Origin of the sequence: Hyphomicrobium sp. MC8b, assembly GCF_905067615.1 — a bacterium.
In the GTDB taxonomy this organism is placed as follows: Bacteria; Pseudomonadota; Alphaproteobacteria; order Rhizobiales; family Hyphomicrobiaceae; genus Hyphomicrobium_B.
In genome coordinates, this window is record NZ_LR898465.1 from 3,257,508 (window position 1) to 3,280,339 (window position 22,832).

Annotated in this window: 19 protein-coding genes; 10 read left to right on the plus strand and 9 right to left on the minus strand. The window is 58.8% G+C overall.

Annotation, left to right across the window (positions count from 1 at the left end; all coding sequences use genetic code 11):
• Positions 1-57: 57 nt before the first annotated feature.
• From ACLB1Z_RS15800 to ACLB1Z_RS15810, 3 genes are all read left to right on the plus strand, one after another.
• Entirely contained in the window at positions 58-921 is an 864-nt protein-coding gene (locus ACLB1Z_RS15800; RefSeq protein WP_409560687.1) for a helix-turn-helix domain-containing protein, read from the plus strand.
• Positions 922-1,025: 104 nt separating this feature from the next.
• Positions 1,026-2,006 carry an ABC transporter substrate-binding protein gene (locus ACLB1Z_RS15805; protein WP_409560688.1) on the plus strand — a complete coding sequence of 327 codons (981 nt, stop codon included), beginning with the start codon at positions 1,026-1,028 and terminating at the stop codon, positions 2,004-2,006.
• 38 nt (positions 2,007-2,044) lie between these two features.
• On the plus strand, positions 2,045-2,968 hold the full coding sequence (locus ACLB1Z_RS15810; RefSeq protein WP_409560689.1) for an acetamidase/formamidase family protein: 924 nt from the start codon (positions 2,045-2,047) through the stop codon (positions 2,966-2,968).
• A 462-nt stretch (positions 2,969-3,430) separates the two neighbouring features.
• Here ACLB1Z_RS15810 and ACLB1Z_RS15815 read toward each other — a convergent pair whose 3' ends face one another.
• The 3 genes from ACLB1Z_RS15815 to ACLB1Z_RS15825 form a co-directional block, all read right to left on the minus strand.
• Entirely contained in the window at positions 3,431-4,600 is a 1,170-nt protein-coding gene (locus ACLB1Z_RS15815) for a hypothetical protein (protein ID WP_409560690.1), read from the minus strand.
• Positions 4,601-4,634: 34 nt separating this feature from the next.
• Positions 4,635-5,546: an alanine racemase gene (locus ACLB1Z_RS15820; protein WP_409560691.1), complete on the minus strand. Its 912-nt coding sequence runs from the start codon at positions 5,544-5,546 to the stop codon at positions 4,635-4,637.
• Positions 5,547-5,635: 89 nt separating this feature from the next.
• Positions 5,636-6,601 (minus strand): polysaccharide pyruvyl transferase family protein, encoded by a 966-nt coding sequence (locus tag ACLB1Z_RS15825; protein WP_409560692.1) that lies wholly within the window; start codon positions 6,599-6,601, stop codon positions 5,636-5,638.
• A gap of 223 nt (positions 6,602-6,824) precedes the next feature.
• Here ACLB1Z_RS15825 and ACLB1Z_RS15830 point away from each other — a divergent pair, with 223 nt between their 5' ends.
• Positions 6,825-7,613: a glycosyltransferase family 25 protein gene (locus tag ACLB1Z_RS15830; protein WP_409560693.1), complete on the plus strand. Its 789-nt coding sequence runs from the start codon at positions 6,825-6,827 to the stop codon at positions 7,611-7,613.
• A 650-nt stretch (positions 7,614-8,263) separates the two neighbouring features.
• Here ACLB1Z_RS15830 and ACLB1Z_RS15835 read toward each other — a convergent pair.
• From ACLB1Z_RS15835 to ACLB1Z_RS15860, 6 genes are all read right to left on the minus strand, one after another.
• Entirely contained in the window at positions 8,264-8,650 is a 387-nt protein-coding gene (locus ACLB1Z_RS15835; protein ID WP_409560694.1) for a RidA family protein, read from the minus strand.
• A 13-nt stretch (positions 8,651-8,663) separates the two neighbouring features.
• Complete coding sequence (locus ACLB1Z_RS15840; RefSeq protein WP_409563289.1) at positions 8,664-11,009, minus strand: acetamidase/formamidase family protein; 2,346 nt, start codon at positions 11,007-11,009, stop codon at positions 8,664-8,666.
• A 102-nt stretch (positions 11,010-11,111) separates the two neighbouring features.
• Complete coding sequence (locus tag ACLB1Z_RS15845; protein WP_409560695.1) at positions 11,112-12,353, minus strand: acetamidase/formamidase family protein; 1,242 nt, start codon at positions 12,351-12,353, stop codon at positions 11,112-11,114.
• Between the two features lie 46 nt (positions 12,354-12,399).
• Positions 12,400-14,004 (minus strand): amino acid ABC transporter permease/ATP-binding protein, encoded by a 1,605-nt coding sequence (locus ACLB1Z_RS15850; protein WP_409560696.1) that lies wholly within the window; start codon positions 14,002-14,004, stop codon positions 12,400-12,402.
• Positions 14,004-14,870, minus strand: coding sequence for an ABC transporter substrate-binding protein (locus tag ACLB1Z_RS15855; protein ID WP_409560697.1), 867 nt, complete (start codon positions 14,868-14,870; stop codon positions 14,004-14,006). Before ACLB1Z_RS15855 ends, ACLB1Z_RS15850 begins: the two co-directional genes overlap by 1 nt.
• 363 nt (positions 14,871-15,233) lie before the next feature.
• Positions 15,234-16,604 carry a PLP-dependent aminotransferase family protein gene (locus tag ACLB1Z_RS15860; RefSeq protein ID WP_409560698.1) on the minus strand — a complete coding sequence of 457 codons (1,371 nt, stop codon included), beginning with the start codon at positions 16,602-16,604 and terminating at the stop codon, positions 15,234-15,236.
• 282 nt (positions 16,605-16,886) lie between these two features.
• Between ACLB1Z_RS15860 and ACLB1Z_RS15865 the strand changes: the two genes are divergently transcribed.
• From ACLB1Z_RS15865 to ACLB1Z_RS15890, 6 genes are all read left to right on the plus strand, one after another.
• Positions 16,887-17,369, plus strand: a complete 483-nt coding sequence (locus ACLB1Z_RS15865; RefSeq protein ID WP_409560699.1) for an MSMEG_0572/Sll0783 family nitrogen starvation response protein — start codon at positions 16,887-16,889, stop codon at positions 17,367-17,369.
• A gap of 73 nt (positions 17,370-17,442) precedes the next feature.
• On the plus strand, positions 17,443-18,426 hold the full coding sequence (locus tag ACLB1Z_RS15870) for a Nit6803 family nitrilase (RefSeq protein ID WP_409560700.1): 984 nt from the start codon (positions 17,443-17,445) through the stop codon (positions 18,424-18,426).
• Positions 18,419-19,522 carry an MSMEG_0568 family radical SAM protein gene (locus ACLB1Z_RS15875; RefSeq protein ID WP_409560701.1) on the plus strand — a complete coding sequence of 368 codons (1,104 nt, stop codon included), beginning with the start codon at positions 18,419-18,421 and terminating at the stop codon, positions 19,520-19,522. Before ACLB1Z_RS15870 ends, ACLB1Z_RS15875 begins: the two co-directional genes overlap by 8 nt.
• A complete protein-coding gene (locus ACLB1Z_RS15880) occupies positions 19,519-20,064 on the plus strand; it encodes an MSMEG_0567/Sll0786 family nitrogen starvation N-acetyltransferase (protein WP_409560702.1) in 546 nt (181 codons plus the stop codon). Before ACLB1Z_RS15875 ends, ACLB1Z_RS15880 begins: the two co-directional genes overlap by 4 nt.
• Positions 20,061-21,038: a sll0787 family AIR synthase-like protein gene (locus ACLB1Z_RS15885; RefSeq protein WP_409560703.1), complete on the plus strand. Its 978-nt coding sequence runs from the start codon at positions 20,061-20,063 to the stop codon at positions 21,036-21,038. Before ACLB1Z_RS15880 ends, ACLB1Z_RS15885 begins: the two co-directional genes overlap by 4 nt.
• A complete protein-coding gene (locus tag ACLB1Z_RS15890; RefSeq protein WP_409560704.1) occupies positions 21,031-22,599 on the plus strand; it encodes an MSMEG_0569 family flavin-dependent oxidoreductase in 1,569 nt (522 codons plus the stop codon). Before ACLB1Z_RS15885 ends, ACLB1Z_RS15890 begins: the two co-directional genes overlap by 8 nt.
• Positions 22,600-22,832: the final 233 nt, after the last annotated feature.

The following is a 22,832-nucleotide window of genomic DNA, read 5'->3' on the forward strand; positions in this document are numbered from 1 at the left end:
CTTCATAAGCTGGACCTGCCCAGACACTGCAAGACGTAATTCGGACAGTCCTTACTTATGGCAAGCACCTGCGCCGCGACTGTTGACGTGCGGGAATCCTGGCGGACTGCCGGCGCTGTGCCGTTGCGCCTCGATCTCGTCGACTTCTCAGCTGGCGGCAGCGCAGACCCGGCGGGCGATCATTTTGTCCTATGTTTTGTGCTTCGCGGGTGCGGCGACATTCGTTCCTCTTTTGATGGATTAAGAGCCCGAAAACAATATTTTCGTGCGGGGATGTTCGTTCCCGTCACTCCTCCAAATGTCTCCGCAGACTTTTGGATGAGCGCTCCAATGCAGCATCTTATGTTGACGCTGCCACAGAACGCATTTGAGCCCTGGCGAGCGCACTCTGATGCGCCCTTCTCTCCGCGCCTGGCTTACGAAGACGGCTTCGAGGATACGCTTTTATCCGAAATCGTGCGTGCGCTTTGGCTCGAGGCCCGGGAAAACAATGGTAACGGCGCGTTGTATGCCGATTCAATGCGAATGGCACTCGTGGCTGCGCTTGTTCGGCGGTCTCAAGACGGAACAATTCGTGGCCAAAAAGGCCGACGCCTTTCCCGTTCAGAACTAGGGTCGCTACATGCTTTTGTTTCAGATCGCCTTGAAGACGAACTCTGCTTGGCCGACTTGGCCAAGCGCGTACAGATGAAAGAACGTTCTTTCGCAAGCGCCTTCAAATTCTCTACCGGCCAAACGCCCTATCAATACCTCATCAGAATGCGCATCGATCGCGCCAAAGACTATCTTGCCAACAGCACCATGACGATTTGGGAGGTCGCGCACGCCACTGGGTTCGTCGATCAAGCCCATTTGACTTCGGTATTTCGCCGTTACGAGGGATTGCCGCCGGCGAAATATCGCAAGAATGTGCGCTCCTGACGCACTGGAATTTTTGCGCCTTTCTAAAAGTCTGCGCTTTCTTCCAAGACGCGGGGCATCCGGTCCGCCATTTTCGTCGAAATCGTCAGAAAAGGAGATTTTCGATGGTCGCCGGAATTGTGTCTCGCCGCGGCGCGCTTGGTCTTCTGGCGGGTGCCACCGCTGGTTTGACGTTCGGTACGAAGTTTTCTTTTGCCGATGCGCCTCTCAAAGTTGGAATTCCGATCTGGGTGGGCTGGATGCCATTCTGGATCATGGATGAGAAGAAGATTGGCGATAAGCACAAGCTCAATGCTGTGCTTACACAATTCACGGTGCAAACCGACGCACGGCAAGCGCTGGCTGCGGGGAGCCTTGACGTCTGCGCCCTTAATACAGCCGACGTGCTGGCTATCGACACCGTATCACCAGTGGCTAAAGTCATCACTCTGACGAACGCGTCAGCCGGAGCCGATATCATCATCGCGCGGGGCGTCGACAAAGTTGAGGATCTGGAGGGCAAAAAGGTTGCCCTTGAGATTGGTTCTGTCAGCCATTTCTTTTTCAGCAAAGTGCTGGAAAAAGCTGGTCTAAAGGAGAGCGACGTCAACATCATCAACATGTCGGCGCAAGACGCAGGCGCGGCGTTCGTAGCGAAGGCTATCGACGTGTCCGTGACCTGGGAACCGTTCGCCTCTCAAGGCATCGCATCGGGCGGCACGGCGCTGGTGACGAGCAAAGATACTCCGAACCTGATCATAGACATCATCTCGGCGCGCAACGACATCCTGAAGTCGCGCAGGGAAGACGTGAAGCGCCTTTTGGATGCGTGGTACGACGCGCTCGAATTCGTAAGTACGAATAAAGACGAGGCATTTGCGATCATGGCGAAGCATTCGGACGTCAAGGTCGATGAATTCGCGGGCATGTGGGCCGGTGTCAAAATGTATTCGCGTCCCGAAAATATCCAGCTCATCGGGACACCGGAAAAACCCGGGCCTTATTCTGAAGCCGTCAAGGCTATGTCCAACTTCATGGTGGAAGCCAAACTTATCCCCCACAACGTCGAACCCTCATCAATGATTGATGGCACTTTGTTAGCCTGACGACTTTGAGTAGGAACCGAAATCTGGATGCCGCCCCAATGGCCACTAGCGTCTGTCACTGTCTTTCCGAAAAATGCATTCACAAAACCTGGAACAGAACGCAAAAGCCGCTTCTGTTCATCAAGCCCGGAGATCAGGTGACCATTTCATCGCCCGACGCATCCAATGGCGAGATCACGCGCGCATCGACCACGGCAGACATCGCTAAAATCGACTATCGCCAGCTCGACCCGTTGGTAGGGCCGATCTACGTTGAAGGTGCCTCTCCGGGGGATGCTCTTGAAATTGAAGTGCTCGACCTCAAGATTTTGAGCTGGGGTTGGAACGCATGCCTACCTGACTTCGGTCTTCTCTCGGACGAAATCACGGATCCCTATCTAAAGATCTGGGAGCTTGATCGCGACCACATCGAAATGCCTAATGGAGCGAAGTTCAAATTACGCCCGATGATCGGCTGCATCGGTGTAGCTCCAGGCGAGGACGGCGATTACGCTTCCATCACTCCAACCAATGCGGCTGGCAATATCGATGTCCGTTATCTAGGAGTCGGCGCAAAGCTGTATGTGCCTATCTTTAATGACGGCGCATTGCTATCTGCCGCGGACGGTCATGCCATTCAAGGCGACGGGGAAATCAATGGCACCGCCATCGAATGTCCGATGGAAATGTCGCTCAAGATCAACTTGATAAAAAACGCGGGCATAGAAGCACCTGAAATTCTAACAGGAGATACATTCGCAGCGGAGGAAGGCTATCGCATCTTTACAGGCATCGGCCCCGATATGATGACCGCTACTCGCGACGCGGTTCGCCGGGCAATCGCTCCCCTTGCACGATCGCAAAACGTGAGCGAGCTCGAAGCGTATGCAATGTTGGGGTTGGTCGGGGAGTTACGAATCCACGAGGTCGTCGACAAGCCGAATTGGGTCATTGGTTGCATGCTTCCGCGTCGCCTTTTTTGATGCAGCACTAATTAGGCTCGGTGATCGATCCGCAATTGAATTTGCCCGGCGTCCGTCAGTAAGAAGCGGGACCTGAGCGCTGAAGTCATCGACCGGGCCAACCATCACCTACCCGAGTTAACGGTCCCCGGCTTCGAACTCAATCTGCTCTACTCCGCGATGAGACCGATCCCACCACGTGTTCGTGCTATCGCGTCGTTGCTGGAAAGAGAATTGCCGAGGCAGATCGCATCCCACGCGAACGCGGTATCTAAGTAGCCCGTCGCGCTTATCTTCTAGTCATCACGTCTTCCCATTTGGATAAAACGGATGCTCGCGTTCTTTTTCTTCCACCGCCAGCTGCGTTTCCAGTGCCGGTTTTGGAATGCGAAACTGGATTGGCGCGCTTGCTGATTGCCTGATAACGCACTGCGGAGCGGCGTCGATCGCTGGAGCCCAAGGGTTTTCGGCGCTTGGGCAAGTTTACCCCTTTTTTCTAGTAAACGATGACCAAAGAGCCGATTTCAAAACGGCGGGTGAAAACTTGCGATCTTTTTGCGGTTGCTCCACGCCGAGTCGACGTCTTACAGCGGCAACAATCTGTGGGTCTGCAGACGGCTGAGCCTCCATCTTCGTCAAAATGAGTTCCAGGAATTGCCTCTGCCAGCGCGTTTTTAGAGGCATCTCGCTGATCAAGCCGGTGGTCAGCGGTTGCGGAAATGGCCATGGCTCCGGAACACCTGCCGCTACAAAGTTAAGTTTGGTCAAAATGCACTTTGGACAGACACCACAATTTTTGCCTGTCCTTGGTCCTGCCCAGCAGACGTGAAGGTGAGGAATAAGAGACCGATAACGCCCAATGTAACGCGCTCGCTCGATGCGATCGAAAGCGCCACCGTCCGATTCAATCTTCAGCTTCGAAGAAGAAAAAAAGCGATCGCTCCAAAAGCTATTCCCCCAAACCGGGAAACAGTTCTGATAGCTTTCCTCAGTTGCGATTAATGCAAGATTGTGTTGGTGGGAAAATTGATGCAGGACAGAAGCCAAGCCTGCGCCAAACGTCATTTCCCAATTTGCTACCAGCCGTCGCCAGTTCGTCTTAACAGTGACGAGATCAACTTCCAGATCCCTACATATCGCGGCGCCATGTCGGGCCATTGTCTCAAACCCGTCCGCCTCGTCGAGCGGCATATCGAATCCATGAACCATGACGGCGGTCGCGACATCGCGAGCAGCCCTGCCAGCCTCCCTGTGGGCATGACGGGTTAGCGTGAAGGTACTGTCTACACCCGACGAAAACGCAACCAAGGCGGGCTTTGGAACTTGGCCCGCGTTTGCGCGAGAAGATTCCGAGTCCGCCGTGATTTGAATTTTCTTCTTGTAAATGTCTGGCCGCCAGGAGTGCCAAACCTCCTGATAATGATCAAGGCCGTCAAGAAGCGTTGAATCCAATTCGAACTCGGCGTGCAAATCCACCATTTGATGCATCGCAATCGGCAGCATCGCGATCAGAGCAAAATCGCCACCATCGAAAGCCGGAGCACTTGCGTTATCGCGCGGCGTGATCTCAAAAAAAAGCGGAGGAAGCTCACCGTTACTTATGACTTCGCGGCGAAGCCCATCGTCAGAAATGCGCAGTTTGAGACCCGCCATTCGAGTTCTCCAAAATATCCGTGACGCTGGTAATTTACTGGAGGTAACGGCGCGTGGCAGCCGAGGATAATGCTGTCAGGACTTCATGGGGGCCGCAGTTCCAGTTTTGCGCGAGGTCCGCTTCCGTCAGACCGTCGCCGAGCAGGACAACCCTGTCGCCGACGCGATCCTCGGCGTCGAGTTCGACGAAAGCGGTCTGCATGCCCACTTCGAGCAAGCGTGATTTCCGACCGTTGATTAAGCAGGGACCTCGACGGAGACCGTGCGAATAGCCAACCAAGATGATCCCGTGACGTTCCGCAGTGAACCCGGAGTAACCAGCTGGCCCACGAGACTGGCGAATCTCGACAATTCGCGCAGAAATATTGGCTGCGCCTTTATACATCGCCAATCCCGGACGCACGGCGTCGAGAACGGCTAGCGCTTCATGCAGCAATCCGCTGGCCGCCGCGTGACGTGGGCGATCGCAACCGCTCGTCACGTCCATCAGCTGCTCAACTTGCCCGATCTCGACGGCATGAGTGAAGACCTCGCGACAATCTCCTGCGGTCAAGGCTTCGCGGCAGTCTTCAGGGGGACAGGAAAAGCGTTGCATTCCAGTATCAACGCATAGCGCAGGCTGAGCGCGACGAAGCTGCCGAGCCTGCTGATGATTGCAGACTGTCGGCGTGATGCGATGAGTGATGTAGTCTGTTGGATCATTGCTTTCTGGCGGCCCCAGTGCGAGCACCCGTCTGTTGGTACGACGGGCCAGGTTCACCGCAACTGCTTCCGAAGCGCTAAACACACAAAAACCGTCAGCGAGATCAGCTATGGCCTCGCTGACTCTCCGTATTCCCAATCCATATGCATCCGCTTTGACAACTGGCAGAACGGAAACGCCGGTGGTCTTCCTGATGACCTCGACATTATTCCGAACAATCCGCAAATCGATTTCCGCGATCAAATGCGGATTTCTGGACCGACTTTCGTCAGCTACTAACTCAAGCGATCGAGCGGGGGTGAAATAATCTTGGCCGCTGCCTAGCATTCCCGTCATCGCGAAGCGCCATTCAACCAACGGTCTCTGAAGCGTTGGGTACGGCGAGCAACTTTCGTGACCAATGGTAATTTAGCAGATGGAATGTCAGGCACTTCCACGTCGTCGGCTTTCGAAAACGAAACCCAATCGAACCGGCTCAGGCTATGCGCGTAGATTTCCCTGTTCTTATTGTAGCTATTGTCAACCAGCTCACAATCGACTTCGAGGAGCGCGCAGGCGATTGCCACGTGCAAGCGATCGGTGAGCACACGATTTGCGACGGAAATCGTCTTGAGGAAACACCAAGCCGCCAGTCTCGACGTTTCGGCATCCGTAACGCATCCGAACGCCCTCGAGACGTCTAAGTCTGTTTGAATATGCGACAATCGCGCCTCGCGATCGGTGCGCATGAATCGAACGACGGGCAGGCTCGATATTTTATCCAGGCTCGTGCGATGCAGTGCTAGCTTTTCCGCTAGCATTGCCGGCCCGGCCCTATTGCAAGCTTCGTCGCTCATGAACTGTGGGATATCGCAGTGGAAAGCCATGTCATGTGCCAATTGGCAGTCCAGGCTCGGGTTCGATTGACGGACATGTTGAAACGATCTGAGATCGCGGCACCAGATCGTCGCGCGGTCATCGAGCGATTTAAGCAAGTCGACGTTAGCTCTTATCGTATGCGGCAACAAAATAATGCGGTCGGCTTGTTGTCGGCAGGCTTCGATCGTCTCTCGCATTCCTCGGTACGCGCCGACCAAGTTTCCGCCGCCACCCAAAAACACGACGCGGTTACGAAAATCCGCCCGTTTGTCCACCACCTCAACGTCGATAGAGGCCTTCGCGAAGGCGTTCATCGTAGCCGCAAAAATCAAACAATCGCCGACATTTCCCTCATTAGGGACGAACACCGCTTTGGTTCCTGCGAATTGCGCGAGGAAGTCCTCAATGTGGTGTCGCATCGCGACCGTCAATGTCTGCATGCTCGATTTTCACCTGACTGGCAGTCGTCGTGCCTGATAATAGTCCGCAGGGGGAAAAATCCGCCAGAACCGCGCCAAGAGAAGATGTGGAGAAAGAGCGGTACGATGTGTCGTCAGCGCTCGGCTTCGAAGAAAACGTTTATAACTGCTACGCTCTGTAGCGAATCGCGCAACCGGGTGACACCTATCGTTGGCAACAGCGCAAGGAAGCGGTGTGCCAATCATGCCCAATTTGTCGATTCCCGCCTTCTACATCAATTTGGATAGAGATCACTCTCGACGCGTGCGGTTCGAAGAGGAACTCGCAACCGCCGGACTTCGTGCCGAAAGGATATCTGCGGTCGACGGGCGCGCTGTTCCTGACTGGCTGCAAACGTTCTATGACAATCGCATGAGCGACGGCGAAATCGGTTGCTCCGCAAGCCATCTCGTTATTTACCGCTCAATCGTCGAGAGAGGCCTTCCGTACGCATTGGTCCTGGAAGATGACGCTCGTTTGGAAAGGGACTGCCTCTGTGCGCTCACGATCGCATTGAAGACGGTGCCACGGGATTGGGACATCATTCGTCTCATCGAGACATCGTCACGTCCGCTTCAACGACTGGTGGACATTGGTCAGGGCAAATCCCTGGTCCGCTACCTGCGAGTCCCTAGAAGCACAACAGGTCTCGTGGTGAGTCTGTCCGGCGCGCGCAAACTCCTGACGCCTCGCCTGATAAAAGAGCCTATCGACGTCGAAATTCGTTGGCCATGGCAACTGGACTTGAATGTGTACGGGATTGACCCGCCGCCCGTGACCCAAGCAAGTGGGACCGAAGTCGAAACAACGATCCCGGCAAGGAGTCGGCCGAAGAAGAACAATCAACTTCAACGCATGGTCTTCAATATTCGAAAAATGGGGTTGGGCCCATATCTCACTTGTTGTCTTGGGCTTGAAACGCGGCTGCCAGCCGATCAAGGGCAATTATCGAGGGGTACAGTTATGCTTTCCACCAAACCTCAAAAAGCTTAGCTCGACCGAAGGCTCAGCACCCACACCTTGGAGAAAACAGCTTTGCACCTGCTGAGAACCATCGACCCAACTTGATGTTTGCCTACGAACGCCGCCGCCACGAGTTCAAGGGGCTGCTCTCAGGCAGTCAGCGTGGGCTGGTCACTACGCAGAGGTCCAGCCTTCGCCGAGCGGCGATTTCGCAAGCCCAAGAGCTCTCGTCGAGGCCCCATGAATCGCCTCCGGCAGAGTCGACTGAGGTGCAACTTGCAATGGACCTCAGTTGTGGACGCTCACGCCGCTCCCGATAACGATCGTGGATTTATTTTCAGAGTTGAGGTCGCCTTGGCGGGAGTGTGCTGCCGAACTCTGCTTGCAGTCATTGGCTTCCGCATACTGAGTTTTGTAGAGGTCAATTGTGTTCGAGGAATTGCAAAGCACTTGCCCGATCTCGGTGCAGTCAAAAAAGCCCAGCTTCCGGCCTTCCGCCGAACCTGCGCCGGACCTAATAAGCTTTTGATCTCCTTGGCGTTGAAACCTGCCCCACGGGCGCCATAGAGCCCGACATGTGGGTGTGCCCAAGTAAGCCTCGGCTATGGCGCTAACTGATACAAGTTGGCCCAAACTATTGCCGATCTAACCAGAAGATTGGCATACGTCAGCTCGTGCAATCATGCCGGCCGCCGGCAAATCAAATCGATTTCCACAAGCGCGTCGTAGGCCAAGCCTTGGACACCCACGCATGTTCGCGCCGGCAGCCGGTCCGGCGCGAAATAGCTGCGATAGACCTCGTTCAAGATTTTGTAGTCGCGCTTGAAGCATTCGAGATAGACGCGGCTCATGACCACATGCTCGAAGCCAAGGTCGAGCCCAGCAAGCACAAGCCTAAGATTTTTCATCACCGCGTGTGTCTGCGCCTCGATCCCTTCAGGCAGCACGCCGGGAGCTTCCGGCGTATCCGGCATCTGTCCCGTCACGAAAACGAAGCCAGCCGTTTCGACGGCATGGCTGAACGGTGCGACGGGGCGTGGACCGCCCGTGATCATATGAAATTGCAATGGATGGCTTCCTTCAAGAATCGGATTTCGGCTCGTCGAAGACGCTTTTGCTCAGGATCGCGTGGACGCCCCAGTTCCCATCCACGACCTGGGTCACTCCAAAATCGACCGCGACCGACATCAGTGTGATGGCTTCATCTTCGCTGAGACCTTTGATCGTCATCAGGAAGCGGCGCATCTTGCGGAACGCATCCTTCATCGCGAGATCGAGCGACGACGTGTTGTAGACTTCGCTCTGCCCCTGGGCGCCGAATTCAGCGAGATAGTTCGGATGACTGAAACCCGTCAGCACCCAGTCGGTTTCGGTTTCGATCAGCGGATAGGTGAGATCGGCGAGAACCGTGCCCGGGAGGTCAGCCTTCTTGTGAAGCACGATCTGGAATGTGCCCGTCATCGAGCATTCGATCGCGGTGCCGCCGAGTTCGCCGTCGCCTTGGGCCGCGTGAGGGTCACCAACCGAGAGCAGCGCGCCGGCGACCGACACCGGCAGATAGATCGTCGCGCCCTTGCCGAGCCGCCAATTGTCGACGTTGCCGCCAAAGTAGGAGGGCGGAACTGAATCGACGAATTCCGCTTCAGCCGGCGCGACCGCGATCACACCGAAATGCGGCCGAAGCGGAACGCGGATGCCGTCGAGCACGGCGTGGCGTCGTCTCACCGTCTCGGGTGCTATCGGAATGCCCGGATAGTCATAGGTGTCGTGGAGCACACCCGACGGATCGATCTGCGGCTCCCACAAATAGGAATAGACGGCGCGCGCGTGCGGATCTTCGTCCTTTTCGAAGATCTCGTAGATCGTCACCGTCTCGCGCTGCTTCGGCTCGGTAATGATTTCGCTATAGTGATAGCCCCACCACGCCGCGACGTTGCTGCCGAATGACCGGCCTTTGCAGTCTGGATTGCGGCTGCGGCGCGGGACGATGTCGAGGATGCGGACTTCGAGCACATCGCCGGGCTCGGCATCGCGGATCGCTACCGGGCCGGTGCAGATGTGAACGCCAAAGCCTTCGCCCGCGCCGCGACCGTAGACGGACGCGTCCATAGGTCCGGCGCCGCGACGGTCGACGTTCTTTGTCTCGGCCGTCCAGTGGAAGACGCTTTCGGCACCGGGATCGCCAGCGATCATGCGCTCGGGATCGTCGGAGGCGTGCTGCGTCAGCGTCTCGATGGTAATCGCGTCGCCGGAGTTGATCTCGATGCGCGGCTGGAGGGAGCGCGAGAAGTAGCCCCAATGGACGTTGCCGGCATTGACTGCGAGATGGTGATGGTGCTTACCCGCGGCGGCGCGCCCGAGCGATGTCAGAGCTTTCGGGCGCGGGATTGGCACAGGAGACGCGCCGCGCAACTGCGCAAGGGCGTCGGCCGGCCAACCGCGCTGGCCCGTCGTTGCAGCGGAAGCCGTCACGCGTTCGGCCTCCTGACGGCGGAACTCGCGCGGTGGAATGCCGAAGCGGTGACGGAAGGCGCGGCTGAAGTGGGCGGGATCGCAGAAGCCGACGCGATAGGCGATCTCGGAAATCGATTGATGGGCGTCGGCCGGGTTTGATAGATCGGCCCACGCCCGCTGCAAGCGCCGTTCGCGAATGTAAGTGGTGAAATTGCTCCCCATGCCGACGAACAGTTTCTGCACGTAGCGCTCGGATATGCCTTCGATCACGGCAATGCGCGAGGGGCTGAGATCAGGATCGCCAAGTCGGTATTCGATCGTCTGGCAGAGCCGATGCAGGATGGCGCTTTGCGAATGCGTGCCGACGGGCTCATCAGAAGGCAACAGCTTCGGCAGGAACAGCGGCAAGAAATCGCTGAGGCTGCGGGCGAGTGCCAGCCACTCGGGATCCGACAGCGTTTCGATCCAGAGCGACGCCGTTTCGAGCATCTGCACAAAAATTTCGCTAAGGCCGCTGCGTTCGACCACCTGCGCCTTGCGAAGCCCGCGCATGTCGATCTTGCGGCCGTGATAGGCTTCCGGTGAGACAGAGAGAACGAGCGCGCGCATCGTCTGCTGGAAAATAAGGGTCGATCCGCTCCGGCGCGGCACGAGTACAAGCTCTTTCGCCGAAACGGTTAGATGGCCGTCGGACGTCTTCAGACAGAGGTCATCCTCAATAGGCATCAGCGCTAATGGCAGGTCCCTGCCGCCGCCCGAAAGTGGCGCAACCGACTGCGGGCCAGCGGACAACCTCACGAGGGCAACACCCTCGGCCTGGCGATAGGAAGCCGTGGCGTGCCGGCTCTGCCCCCAAGATGGGGACGTGCCCTGCAATCCGGCGATCTTCAGGACGTCTTGCCAGGCCTCGGTGCGAGCATCCTCGGGATAGGACTCGCTGGAGAACGGCTGAAATCCGGTGCGTTGGTTCATCATCAACGACGCTTCGCAACCCGCGTGCCAAGTCACTGCTTATTCTCCGCTGACACAGCCGTTGGGTGGCGGCGATCCAAGATAGGGCCGCAAGGCGGGCGCTCAATCGCCGACGAACACGTTCTTTCTGATGGTGCCGTGAACGCCCCAATTCGCGTCCACCACCTGCGTCACGCCAAAATCGGCGCCGACCGACATCAGCGAAATCGCCTCGTCCTCGCTCAGGCCGTGAACCGTCATCAGGAAGCGGCGCAGCTTGCGGAAAGCGTCTCGCATGGCGCGGTCGAGGCTCGAGTGCTTGCCAACCTCCGTCTGCGCGCCGGGACCGAGCTCGGCGAGATAATTGGGGTACGTGAAGCCGTAGACCGACCACGCACTTTCGGTCTCTAGCATCGGATGCGTCAGGCCTTCGAGCGGCGTGCCGCCGAGATCGCGATGCTTGTGCAGGATGAATTCGAAATCGCCCGTCAGCGACGTCTCGATGGCGGTTCCGGCAAGCTCGCTGTCGCCCTGTGCGGCGTGCGGATCGCCGACCGAGAAATATGCGCCCGGCACCGCGACCGGGTAATACATGCGCGCGCCCTTGCCGATGCGCCAGTCGTCGATATTGCCACCGGTGTAGCTCGGCGGAATCGAGCTGACGAAATCCTGCTCGCTCGGCGCGAGGCCCATGGTGCCGAAGTGAAGGCGGGCGGGAACCTTAACGTTCGGCAGGATGTTCTCGCGCTTCTTGACGATCGTGTGATCGACCCGGACGCCCGGATAATCGATGGTCGAATGCACGATGCCGTCAGGATCGGTCTGCGGCACCCACACGTAGTTGTAGACGGCCTTGGCGAACGGTTCGCCGGACGTATCGAGTTCGAAGATCGTGATGACCTCGCGCGGCTTCGGCTCCTCGATCAGATCATTATAATGGAAGCCCCAGTTCGCGGCGGCATTCGAGCCGAAGCAGCGGCCAGCGTGGGCAACGTGGCAGCACGGGCGCGGGCGGATATCGAGAATGCGGACTTCGAGCACGTCGCCGGGCTCGGCATTCTCGATGGCGACGGGGCCGGTCAGGATATGGACGCCGACGCCTTCGCCCGATCCGCGTACGAAGGGGCCTTCGGTCGGGCCGGCACCCCGGCGGGCGACGTTTTTTTGTTCCTTCGTCCATTTGAACACGCTCTCGGCGCCGGGATCATCGGCGATCATCCTCTCGTAATCGTCGTTGGCGTGGTGCGTCAGCGTTTCGATAGTGGCGCGGTCGCCGGATTTCAATGTCAGCGCCGGCGTGACGATCTTGCTGAAGTAGCCCCAGTGGATCGTCGCGGGCGAAACCGGCAGATTATAGTGCTTCATTTGAATTCCTCTTGCGCGCGGTTAGGATGGTCTGTCGAATGGCTGCTCATGCCGAGCGCTTCGGCGCCTTGTCGCCTTCCATCATGCTCAAGAAGCGCTGCGTCAGCGCATGCTTGGGGTTGCTCAGAACCTCGTGCGCCGGCCCCTGCTCGATGATGGCGCCGCCGCTCAGGAACGCGACGCGATCGGCGACCTCATCGGCGAAACGGATCTGGTGCGTGGCGATGATCATCGTCAGGCCGTCCTCGACGGCGAGTTGGCGGATGACATCGAGCACTTCGCTGATGAGCTCCGGATCGAGCGCGGACGTTGGCTCATCGAGCAGCAGGACGCTCGGATAGGGTGCGAGCGCGCGGGCGATGGCGACGCGCTGCTGCTGTCCGCCCGACAGATGCCGCGGCAAAGCATCGGCACGGTCGCTGAGGCCGACACGGGCGAGCAGCGACCGGGCGCGCTTTTCCGCATCGGGGCGCGACATGCCGTGAATCCAGCGCAGAGGCCCCGCAATATTCTCTAGCGCCGTCAGATGGGCGAAGAGATTGAAATGCTGGAATACCATGCCGACGCCGACACTCGCGCGCTCATTTGCGATTTCGCGCGGCGTCAGGGCTCGTCCGCTCTCGCTGACGTCGAGTCGGCGACCCGCGACGAGAACGGAGCCCGCGTCCCAGCTTTCGAGGTGATTGATGCAGCGAAGCAGTGTGCTCTTGCCGGAGCCGCTCGGCCCGAGAAGCGCGATGACTTCGCCGAACTGGACGCCGAGATCGACGCCGTCGAGCACCGGCTGTTTGCCGTAGCTCTTGCGCAGACCTTTCACCTCAACCGCCACGTCGTTGCCGGCAAGTGTCGCCGCGCGTGCGGCCGCTTCACGACGGGCGGCGGCTTTGGGCGCGAGCGCGGAAATCTGCGGCGGTTCGGGATCAGTCGCGGCCGGCTCAGTCGGAGTTACGGGAACCTCGGTACGCCAGGGAAGGAAGTTCACCCAGGTCGATGCGCCCTTGGGCCGGTCGAGATCGAATATGCGTTCGAGCGCAAGCTGGATGATGCTGACCGTCGTCGTGAGACCGAGATAGATCAGGCCCGACGCGAAGAAGATCGAAAAGAAATCGAAGGTCGATGAGGCGAGCTGCGTGCTGCGCAGCGTCAGCTCCTGCACCGAGATCACGCTCGCCAGCGAGGAATTCTTCAAGGCGCTGACGGTTTCGTTGCCGATCGCCGGGATCATCGTGCGCAACGCCTGCGGTGCGATGATGCGAAGGATCAGCATTCCCGGCGTCATGCCGAGAGCCTGTCCGGCCGCGATCTGGCCACGTTCGACGCCGAGCACGCCGGCGCGCAGCATTTCAGCGATGAAGGGCGCTTCGTTGGCGGCCAGTGCCAGCCCCGCGGCGCCGATAGCGCTCAACGTCAGGCCGATGCGCGGCAAGGCATCGTAGGCGAACACCATCTGCAGGATCAGCGGCGTGCCTCGGAAAATCACGGTGTATGCGCGGGCGAAGGCGGCGAGAATTTTATACCGGCTCAGCTGCATGCTCGCGAGCATCACGCCTAGGATGAGCCCGCCGGCCAGCCCCAAGGCGGTCACCTCGACGGTGAACCAGATGCCTTGGAGCAGGTACGGCAGGCTGAGGTAGTGAAAGAAGAGATCCATTATTTAACCGACAGGATGCTCGGCTCTTCGAGATTGTTCGGATCAAGGCCCCACTTCTTCAGAAGCCCGGCCTGGGCGCCAGACTTATAAATTTCCTTGAGGGCGGCGAAGACAGCCTCGCGGAACTCAGGCTTGTCCTTGGGAACGGCGATCCCGACCGAATAGGGGATCGTCACCGCGACCGCCTTCTCGAGCTTGTCCGGATACGCCTTCACGGCCTGATCGACAGTGTTGACGTCGTTGACGTAGGTGTCGGCGCGGCCCGCGAGAATGGCCTGAATGCAGTCGGCGTTGTTGTCGTAGAGCTGTAGTGTCGGCTCGGGCTTGCCAGCGGCCTTGCACTCGGGAACGAGAGCCTGAATCAAAGGCACTTCGACATAACCCGTGTTCTCGGCAGCGGAAGCGCCGCACATCGAGAGATTGATGCCGTCGATCTTTTTCGGGTTGCCTTTCGCCACGAGGACACCATCGAACACTTTCGAGTATTTGATGAAGTCGGCGGCCTTCGCGCGCTCTTCGGTGGCGTAGATGTCGGAGATGACGATGTCAGCCTGGCCGCTGGCAAGCGTGGTCAGAAGCGCCGCGAAGGTCACGGCCTTGTACGTCACCTTGAAGCCGAGGCAGTCGCCGATCGCCTCGCCGAGATCGATATCGTAGCCAACGTACTTCGACGGGTCATTGGGATCGAGCGCTTCGTAGCCCGGCGTGTGCGGGTTGATGGCGTTGACGAGCGTCTTGCCTTTCCATGCGGGATACTTTGCCTGCAGCGCCGCGCACGCATCGGGAGCCGCACTCGCCGGAGCGGTTCCGCAAATATTCGCGACGAGCGCTGCGCCCAAGAGGACGGCGATCCATCGCCAACGCATGCTCGAAGCTATCGGCGGACATTCACGAGAATAACGATTGTGCATCCTGGTCTCCTCGACATCGTCATGGCGCATGCCATGGTCCGATTTCGATTGAGAAGCCTATGCCCGACGCGCGCCGGTGCACTTGTCTTAAGGCGCACAAAGATTTGGATTCGGCGGACCGGTTTTCAGGCATCGCGTTGCAGAAAAAATGTGCAAAGGCTCGATTGCCGCGAAATGGTCCGAACGCTGGATATCCCTGCACATCAATCGCTACGATGAACGTCGGCGAGTTGCCGCGATCGTGGACCTTCACGACCCTATAGAGCCGCCTGACATGGAGAAGGCGACGCGCTCTGCCTCGGCGGTTCGACGAGACCGCTATCCGGAATAGGCGTTCTGCGTGAGAGTGTGCGACATGAAGAGAAGTCCCGATCTGAGCGCCTCACGGTCGATCGAGCCTCCAAGGCAGACACGGACATGCTCGCTCGGCGAACCGCCAACGGTGAATGCGTCGGATGGAATGATGCCGATATGCCGCCCAGCCATGCGGGCGATGATATCGGCGCGCCCAGCACCTTCCGGCAAACGAAGCCAGACGTTAAAGGCATTCTCGGCGGCGATGTAATCGAAATCTTTTAGCACTTCTGAGGCGAGCTGCTGACGAGCCGCCGTTTCGGCGCGGATGAACCGGCGGATGCGGTCCGCGGTACCATCTTCAATCCAGCGTGTCGCCAACACCATTCCGAGCGGAGACGGCATCACGGAGACGGCCTTCAAGGCTTCGGCGAGCGCATAAGCGTCCTTTGCCGACGGCACAACCGTATACGCAAGACGCAAACCCGCGCCGATGCATTTTGCCAGTCCACCGATATACCAACTGAGCTCCGGTGCCGAGACTGCAAGCGGTGCAGGGGCCTTGGTCGGGATGAATCCATAGGCGTCATCTTCGATCAGCGGCAATCCGTGTTTGCGAAGCACCTGCGATATTTCCAAGCGGCGCTCCGTCGGCACCGTTATTGTTGTCGGATTCTGCAAAGTAGGATTGAGGTAGAGCGCCTTCGCGCCAAATGCTTTGACGGCCTTCTCGATGGCATCAGGCAGAATGCCCTGGCCGTCCATCTCGACACCAACGAGCTTCACACGCAGGCGGCCGGCGATGGCGCGAATGCCGGGATACGTGATGCGCTCGCATAAAACGATGTCGCCGGGATTGGTGATCGTCGCCAGGATCGCAGTCATCGTCGCGTGAGCGCCGGGCGTCACCGCCACGCGGTCGAGTTTCGGCACCATCCCCCTTAGCGATAGCCAAGTCGAGGCAGCGATCTTGTCTTTCTCGCCGCCAATCGCGGACTGATACCGAAGGAGCGGAATGAGGTTGGTCGAGACGTACTCGAGCCCTTCGCGCATCTTGGCGAGAAGTGCGGCGTCGGTCGGCTCCGGCGGCATGTTCATTGCCAGATCTTCCTGGCTCGATCTCGCGGGATCAGGGCCAACATCGCCCGCGTCCGTGCCGAGAACGAACGTGCCGCGTCCGACGTGGCTATCGATCAGCCCGCGCGACTGCGCCTCCGTGTAGGCCCGCGAAACCGTCGTGAAATCGATTCCAAGCCATTCGGCGAGCTTGCGTTGCGGCGGCAGGCGATCCCCCGGCGCGAGGGTGCCGTTCCGGATGTCCTCCTCCACGGCGTCGGCGATCGCCAGGTATCGCGGTTTGCTGCTGTCGGTGAGCGTCGGTCTCCAGGTCGCCATCTCGTTCTCCTCAACCGAACCATTAAGTGATGCCGCACGGAAATTGAAGCCGATTGTATGGATGCAATATTGTATGCATGTAGGCCATGCAAATATTGGAAATTGAAGCACTGCTTTCGCCGGAATTTCGAGCAAAAATCCCACCATTGTGCCAGAAAAATCGACAAAAGCGAAAATTATGCGACTACATTGTATGGATAATTGATTGTCTTATTGACCGTCAAATGTATGCATATTATCGACGAAACACTCAATCATGTTGGCGCAACAAGGAGGCCCGCAATGCCGCAAGTGACCCAGGAAGCCCACAAGGACGGCGATTACTTTGTCGACTACGAGGAGAAGGTTTTCGAAGACGTCAAAGCCTCCCCCGGCGAGAAGGCCCTGGTGACGTTCCATACCGTGGCCTTCGAAGGCTCGATCGGCCTGGTCAACATCTTGAATGCCATCCGCCTCAACCGGAAAGGCTACGAGACGTCGATCTTGCTGTACGGGCCGGGCGTCACGCTTGGCATACAGCGCGGCTTCCCAACCCTCGGTGATGAAGCTTTTCCGGGCCACCAGAACTTCGCTGCCAACCTCAACAAGTTCATGAAGGAAGGCGGCAAGGTCTACGCCTGCCGCTTTGCGCTGCAGGCACTCTATGGCCACGGCGAGCCGTCTCTACTCCCCGGTATTCGTCCGATAGCGCCACAGGACGTTCTCGATTGCGTCCTTCTGCACAAGAAGGCCAACGCCGTCATCCTCGACACCTGGACCGTCTGATCCCTGAGCCGGACCGCGCACGAGCCGGTCCGGCTCCAACCGGCAACACGCTTGCGTAGAAGGAGAGACAGTCGTGCGAACTGATACCATCCGCGCCGCCGCCGTCCAGATTGCTCCCGACCTCAAGGGCCGCGCTGGCACGATCGAGCGCGTGCTGAATGCCATCACTGAGGCGGCCGACAAAGGCGCGCAGTTCATCGTCTTCCCGGAAACGTTCGTTCCTTACTACCCCTACTTTTCGTTCGTCCTTCCTCCGGTCCTTCAGGGCGCCCCGCACCTTGAACTTTATAAGGAGGCGGTGGTCGTTCCCTCTGCGGATACGAACGCGGTCGCCGACATCGCCCGCAAGCGCGGCGTCGTTATCGTTCTCGGCGTGAACGAGAGAGACCATGGCTCACTCTACAATACGCAACTGATCTTCGACGCCGATGGCTCGCTCTTACTAAAGCGGCGCAAGATCACGCCGACCTATCACGAGCGCATGGTGTGGGGCCAAGGCGACGGCGCGGGGCTCAAGGTCGTCGAGACGAAAGTCGGCCGGGTCGGCGCTCTCGCCTGCTGGGAGCATTACAATCCGCTCGCCCGCTACGCTTTGATGACGCAGCACGAGGAGATCCACGCAGCGCATTTCCCCGGCAGTCTTGTAGGTCCGATCTTCGGCGAGCAGATCGAGGTGACGATGCGCCATCACGCTCTCGAAGCCGGCTGCTTCGTCGTCAACGCCACAGCTTGGCTCACGGAAGAGCAGATCGCATCGATTCATCCCGATCCCAAGCTGCAATCCGCAATGCGTGATGGCTGTATGACCTGCATCGTCTCGCCCGAAGGTCGCCATCTCGCTGATCCCATCACGAATGGCGAAGGCATCCTCATCGCCGACCTCGACATGCGGCTCATCACGAAGCGCAAGCGGATGATGGACAGCGTCGGCCATTACGCGCGGCCGGAGCTGTTGCACCTCGTCCACGACACGCGCCCCGCGAATGCCCGCGAGATATCGCACGCAGCACAAGCATCGGAGTCGCAATCGATCGAGGAGGAGGCGAACTATGTCTGACTCGGCGCTCATCAACGAACTTCAGACACGCGGCGTACGTCTCTTGGATCCGCGCGCCGGCCACGAAAGCCGCCGTGGCGGTGCAGGGCCCTCCGACCACAAGGCTCTGACGATCGGCGATAAGACGGTGATGGTGCCGGTCCATACCGCACCTGCGTTTGAAAGCCCGTTTCTCGTCGAGGCTCCGGGCTCCGATGGCCGCGCGCGCATTACGAGAGACGGTCGCGAAATCGCGCAGGTCCGCTTTCCCGGCCGTCCACGCTTCTATGATATGCAGACCGAAGACGGCATCCCCTACAGCCACATCGCTACGCTGCATTCGCGCGACGTTCTGGCGACCACGGTTCTGCAGACTTGTATCCGCTATGAAAGCCGGAAGAAGACCTGCCAGTTCTGTTCCATCGGTCAGAGTCTCGCTGCGGGTCGCACCATCGCGCGCAAGACGCCGGAACAGTTGGCCGAGGTCGCCAGGGCGGCCGTCGAACTCGACGGCGTCAAGCACATGGTGATGACGACCGGCACGCCGCCCGGAAAAGACCGCGGCGCCGCGGTCCTTGCCGACAGTGCACGCGCCGTCAAAGCCGCCGTCGATATCCCAATCCAAGTGCAATGCGAGCCGCCGGATGACGATATCTGGCACCAGCGCATGGCGGACGCAGGCGTCGATGCGCTCGGCATGCATCTCGAAGCGGTGACACAAGAAATCCGCGAACAGATCATGCCCGGCAAGGCGTCCGTCCCGCTCGACAAATATTTCTCGTCCTTCGAAGCCGCCGTGAAAGTGTTCGGGCGCGGACAAGTTTCCACTTACATCCTCGCCGGCCTTGGCGATACGCCCGACGCCATCCTGGCGGTGTCGGAGAAACTCGTGACGATGGGCGTCTATCCCTTCGTTGTCCCCTTCGTCCCGATCTCCGGCACGCCGCTCGAAAGTCATCCCGCCCCCAGCGCCGACTTCATGGCGTCGATCCTGCGCCCGTTGGGCCAAATGATCGTCGCGGCAGGAATGGCATCGGAGAACATCAAAGCTGGTTGCGGCAAGTGCGGCGCCTGCTCAGCCCTCTCAACTTATGAAAAGCTGCGAGTGATGCAATGATCGAGATCGAGCCTCGTCCCTATCAGTGCCCAGGCTATTTCATTCGTGCGGCCTCCATGCCTTGGGAAGCGCGCGGCGCATCAGATCTCCGCAAGCGCGTGTTCGTCGACGAGCAAAAAATCTTCAAGGAGCACGACCGCGACGATATTGATCTGATCGCCACGCATCTCGTCGCGATCTCAACCTACGCACACGAAGCCGATGCGGTGGTCGGCACAGTCCGCATTCACCAGGCCGAGCCCGGTCTTTGGTGGGGATCTCGCCTCGTCGTCGACCGAAACTTTCGCCAAGTCGGCCGCTTGGGCGCTGAGCTGATCCGCTTCGCTGTTTCGCTGGCGAACACGCGCGGCTGCCACACCTTTCACGCGCATGTGCAGGAGCAGAACGTCATCCTGTTCCGCCGTCTGAACTGGCGGCTGCTTGAGATGGTTGAACTGCACGGCAGACCACATGGCCTCATGAGCGCGGATCTCGCCCACTATCCGCCGATCTTGAACGAGGCCATGGGCTGGTATCACAAGCCGCGGAGGATCGCGGCATGACGGCCTCAGCACTCAACGCTCTGATCGAAGAGCTGCGCAATCATCCTGCGATCCAATCCAAGCGGGCGATCAGCGACGCTGCCAAGGGACTTGGCCTCGCCCAACAAAGCGTCGGCCACCCGGGAGACGACGCCGCGATCCTGCCGCACGCCAGCGGCTACGACCTTCTCGCAGGCGAAGGCTTCATTCCGCAATTCGTGAAGAGCGATCCGTGGTTCGCGGGCTGGTGCGGCGTGATGGTGAACCTTTCCGACATCGCCGCGATGGGCGGACGCGGCGTCGCGCTCATCGATCAGATTTGGGCGCCGAATAGCGATCTCGCCAGGCCCCTTCTCGCCGGTCTCAAAGCCGCTTCGGATGCTTATGGCGTGCCCCTTGTCGGCGGCCATACGAATTTTTCCGCAACCGAGCTCAGCCTCGCCGTGACAGTTTTAGGCCGCGCGAAGGCCATCATCACGAGTTTCGACGCGACGCCGGGCGACGTCATCATCGCCGCGATAGACAGGCGCGGTGCGTTCCGCAACTACGATAACTTCTTCGCGGCTGGGGGCGCGCCGGCCGACCGACTTCGAAACGATCTCGAGATTCTCCCGCGTCTCGCCGAAGACGATCTCGTATCGGCAGGCAAGGACGTCAGCCAGAGCGGTATTGCCGGCACGTCGCTGATGCTAGCGGAAAGCTCCGACGTCGGAATAGAGCTCGACCTCGACGTGATCGATCCGCCTGCCGGCATTTCGCTATCGCGTTGGCTGCGCGCATTCCCAAGCTACGGCTTCCTTCTCGCCGTACCCGTGGCGTTTGCCGATCGCGTCGTCAGCCACTTTGCCGATCGCGACATCAGCGCGGCAGTGATCGGGAGTGTCTTCCACGGGGATGAAGTGCGCTTTTCCGCGGGCGGTGAAACGGCCCCCTTCTGGAACTACGCGAACGAACCCTACCTCGGCTTCCGGCAACGGGATTGCGAACATGCCTGAAACCTCTTTCACCCTGCGCTGGCCCGATGGCAGCACGGAGCACTGCTATTCGCCATCAGGTATTGTCTCGGAATTATTGACGCCGGGCTCGAGCTATCCACTCCAGGAATTTCTTCTGCGCGCTCGCATCGCGATGGAACGCGCCTCATCACGCGTGATGCGCAAGTACGGATATGCCTGCGCCGCCGCCATGGCGCAACTCGATCGCATCGAGATACGGGTCAAGTTGTTCGAAGCGACGCCAGACGCCGAGGTGGCCTGTCTGGATATCAGGCCACTTAAGGAGACGGATATGAAGGATATCGGCGTACCGCATATTCCTGTCGTCGTTATCGGCGGCGGGCAGGCCGGACTTTCAGTGAGCTATTATCTAACGCGAAAGCGAATTGCGCATATCGTCTTCGAGCGCCACAGGAAGTTTCACTCCTGGCGCGTGAACCGCTGGGACACGTTCTGCCTCGTCACGCCGAACTGGCAATGCAGACTGCCGAGTTACCCCTATGCTGGCGATGATCCGAACGGGTTCATGCTGAAGGACGAAATCACGGACTATCTCGACGGCTTCGCATCCTCGTTCAATCCGCCGCTCCGTGAGGGCGTCGCGGTAACGCGGATCGCTCCGCGCGAGCAAGGCGGATACGCCATTGAAACATCGATCGGTAGCTGGATCTGCGATCAGGTTGTCATTGCAACTGGCGGTTATGACAATCCGATCGTGCCGCCCTATGCGAAAGATCTCGATCCTGCGATCACTCAAATTCATTCCGTCGATTACCGCCGGCCGTCCCAGATCCCAGAAGGCGCGACGCTCGTTGTCGGCACGGGGCAGTCCGGCGTACAGATCATGGAAGATCTCGTTCGCGACGGGCGGAAGGTCCACATGGCGGTCGGCCCAGCGCCGCGCAGCCCGCGCAAGTATCGCGGTCGTGACGCAACGGACTGGCTCTACGACATGGGCCACTACGCCATCACGATCGCCGAACACCCGGATCCAATGAAGGCACTCACGCAGACCAACCATTACATGTCCGGTCGCGACGGCGGCAAAGAAATCGATTTGCGCCGGTTCGTCGTCGATAGTGGCGTATCACTTTACGGTTCTGTTTCCGGCATGAACGGCGCAAAAATTAGCTTTGATCCCGATCTCGAAAAGAATCTCGACGATGCCGACAAGAGCTATGTCGGCATCCGCGAGCAGATCGACGCCTACATCGAGAAGAACGGCATCGAAGTACCGGCAGAGCCTGCATTCCAGAAACTGTGGCGCCCGGAGACGGAAACGACGGAGATCGATGCCACGGCGCTCGGCATCACGTCGGTCATCTGGTCTATTGGCTTCCGACCGGATTATTCTTGGATCGACGTGGACGTGTTCGGCGCGCGCGGAAAACCCGTATTCGATCGCGGCGTCTGCGATGTTCCCGGCTTCTATTTTATTGGCTTGGGTTGGCTAAATACCTGGGGTTCCGGTCGCTTCCTCGCCATCGATGAAGATAGTCGCTATCTCGCCGACAAAATCGAAAAGCATCATACCGCTCTGACGGCAGGCAAAGTTGCTTGATGCGGTTGAGGCGCCTTAGGTGCGAAAATCCGGCCTTACGGCGATTAGCAAACTCCTTCGATTAGATTGTGCCTCGCATCCAACATGCGACACAATCGTCTCTTCCTCCCCGTCGTCAGGTTATGTCTTGATATTTTAGATGTTAATAGCAATCTATTTATACGGATGACATTCGTCATCTAAAAATCCGCGACCATCGGGTTGGCGGCTAAACAATTGAATGGAGAACGACA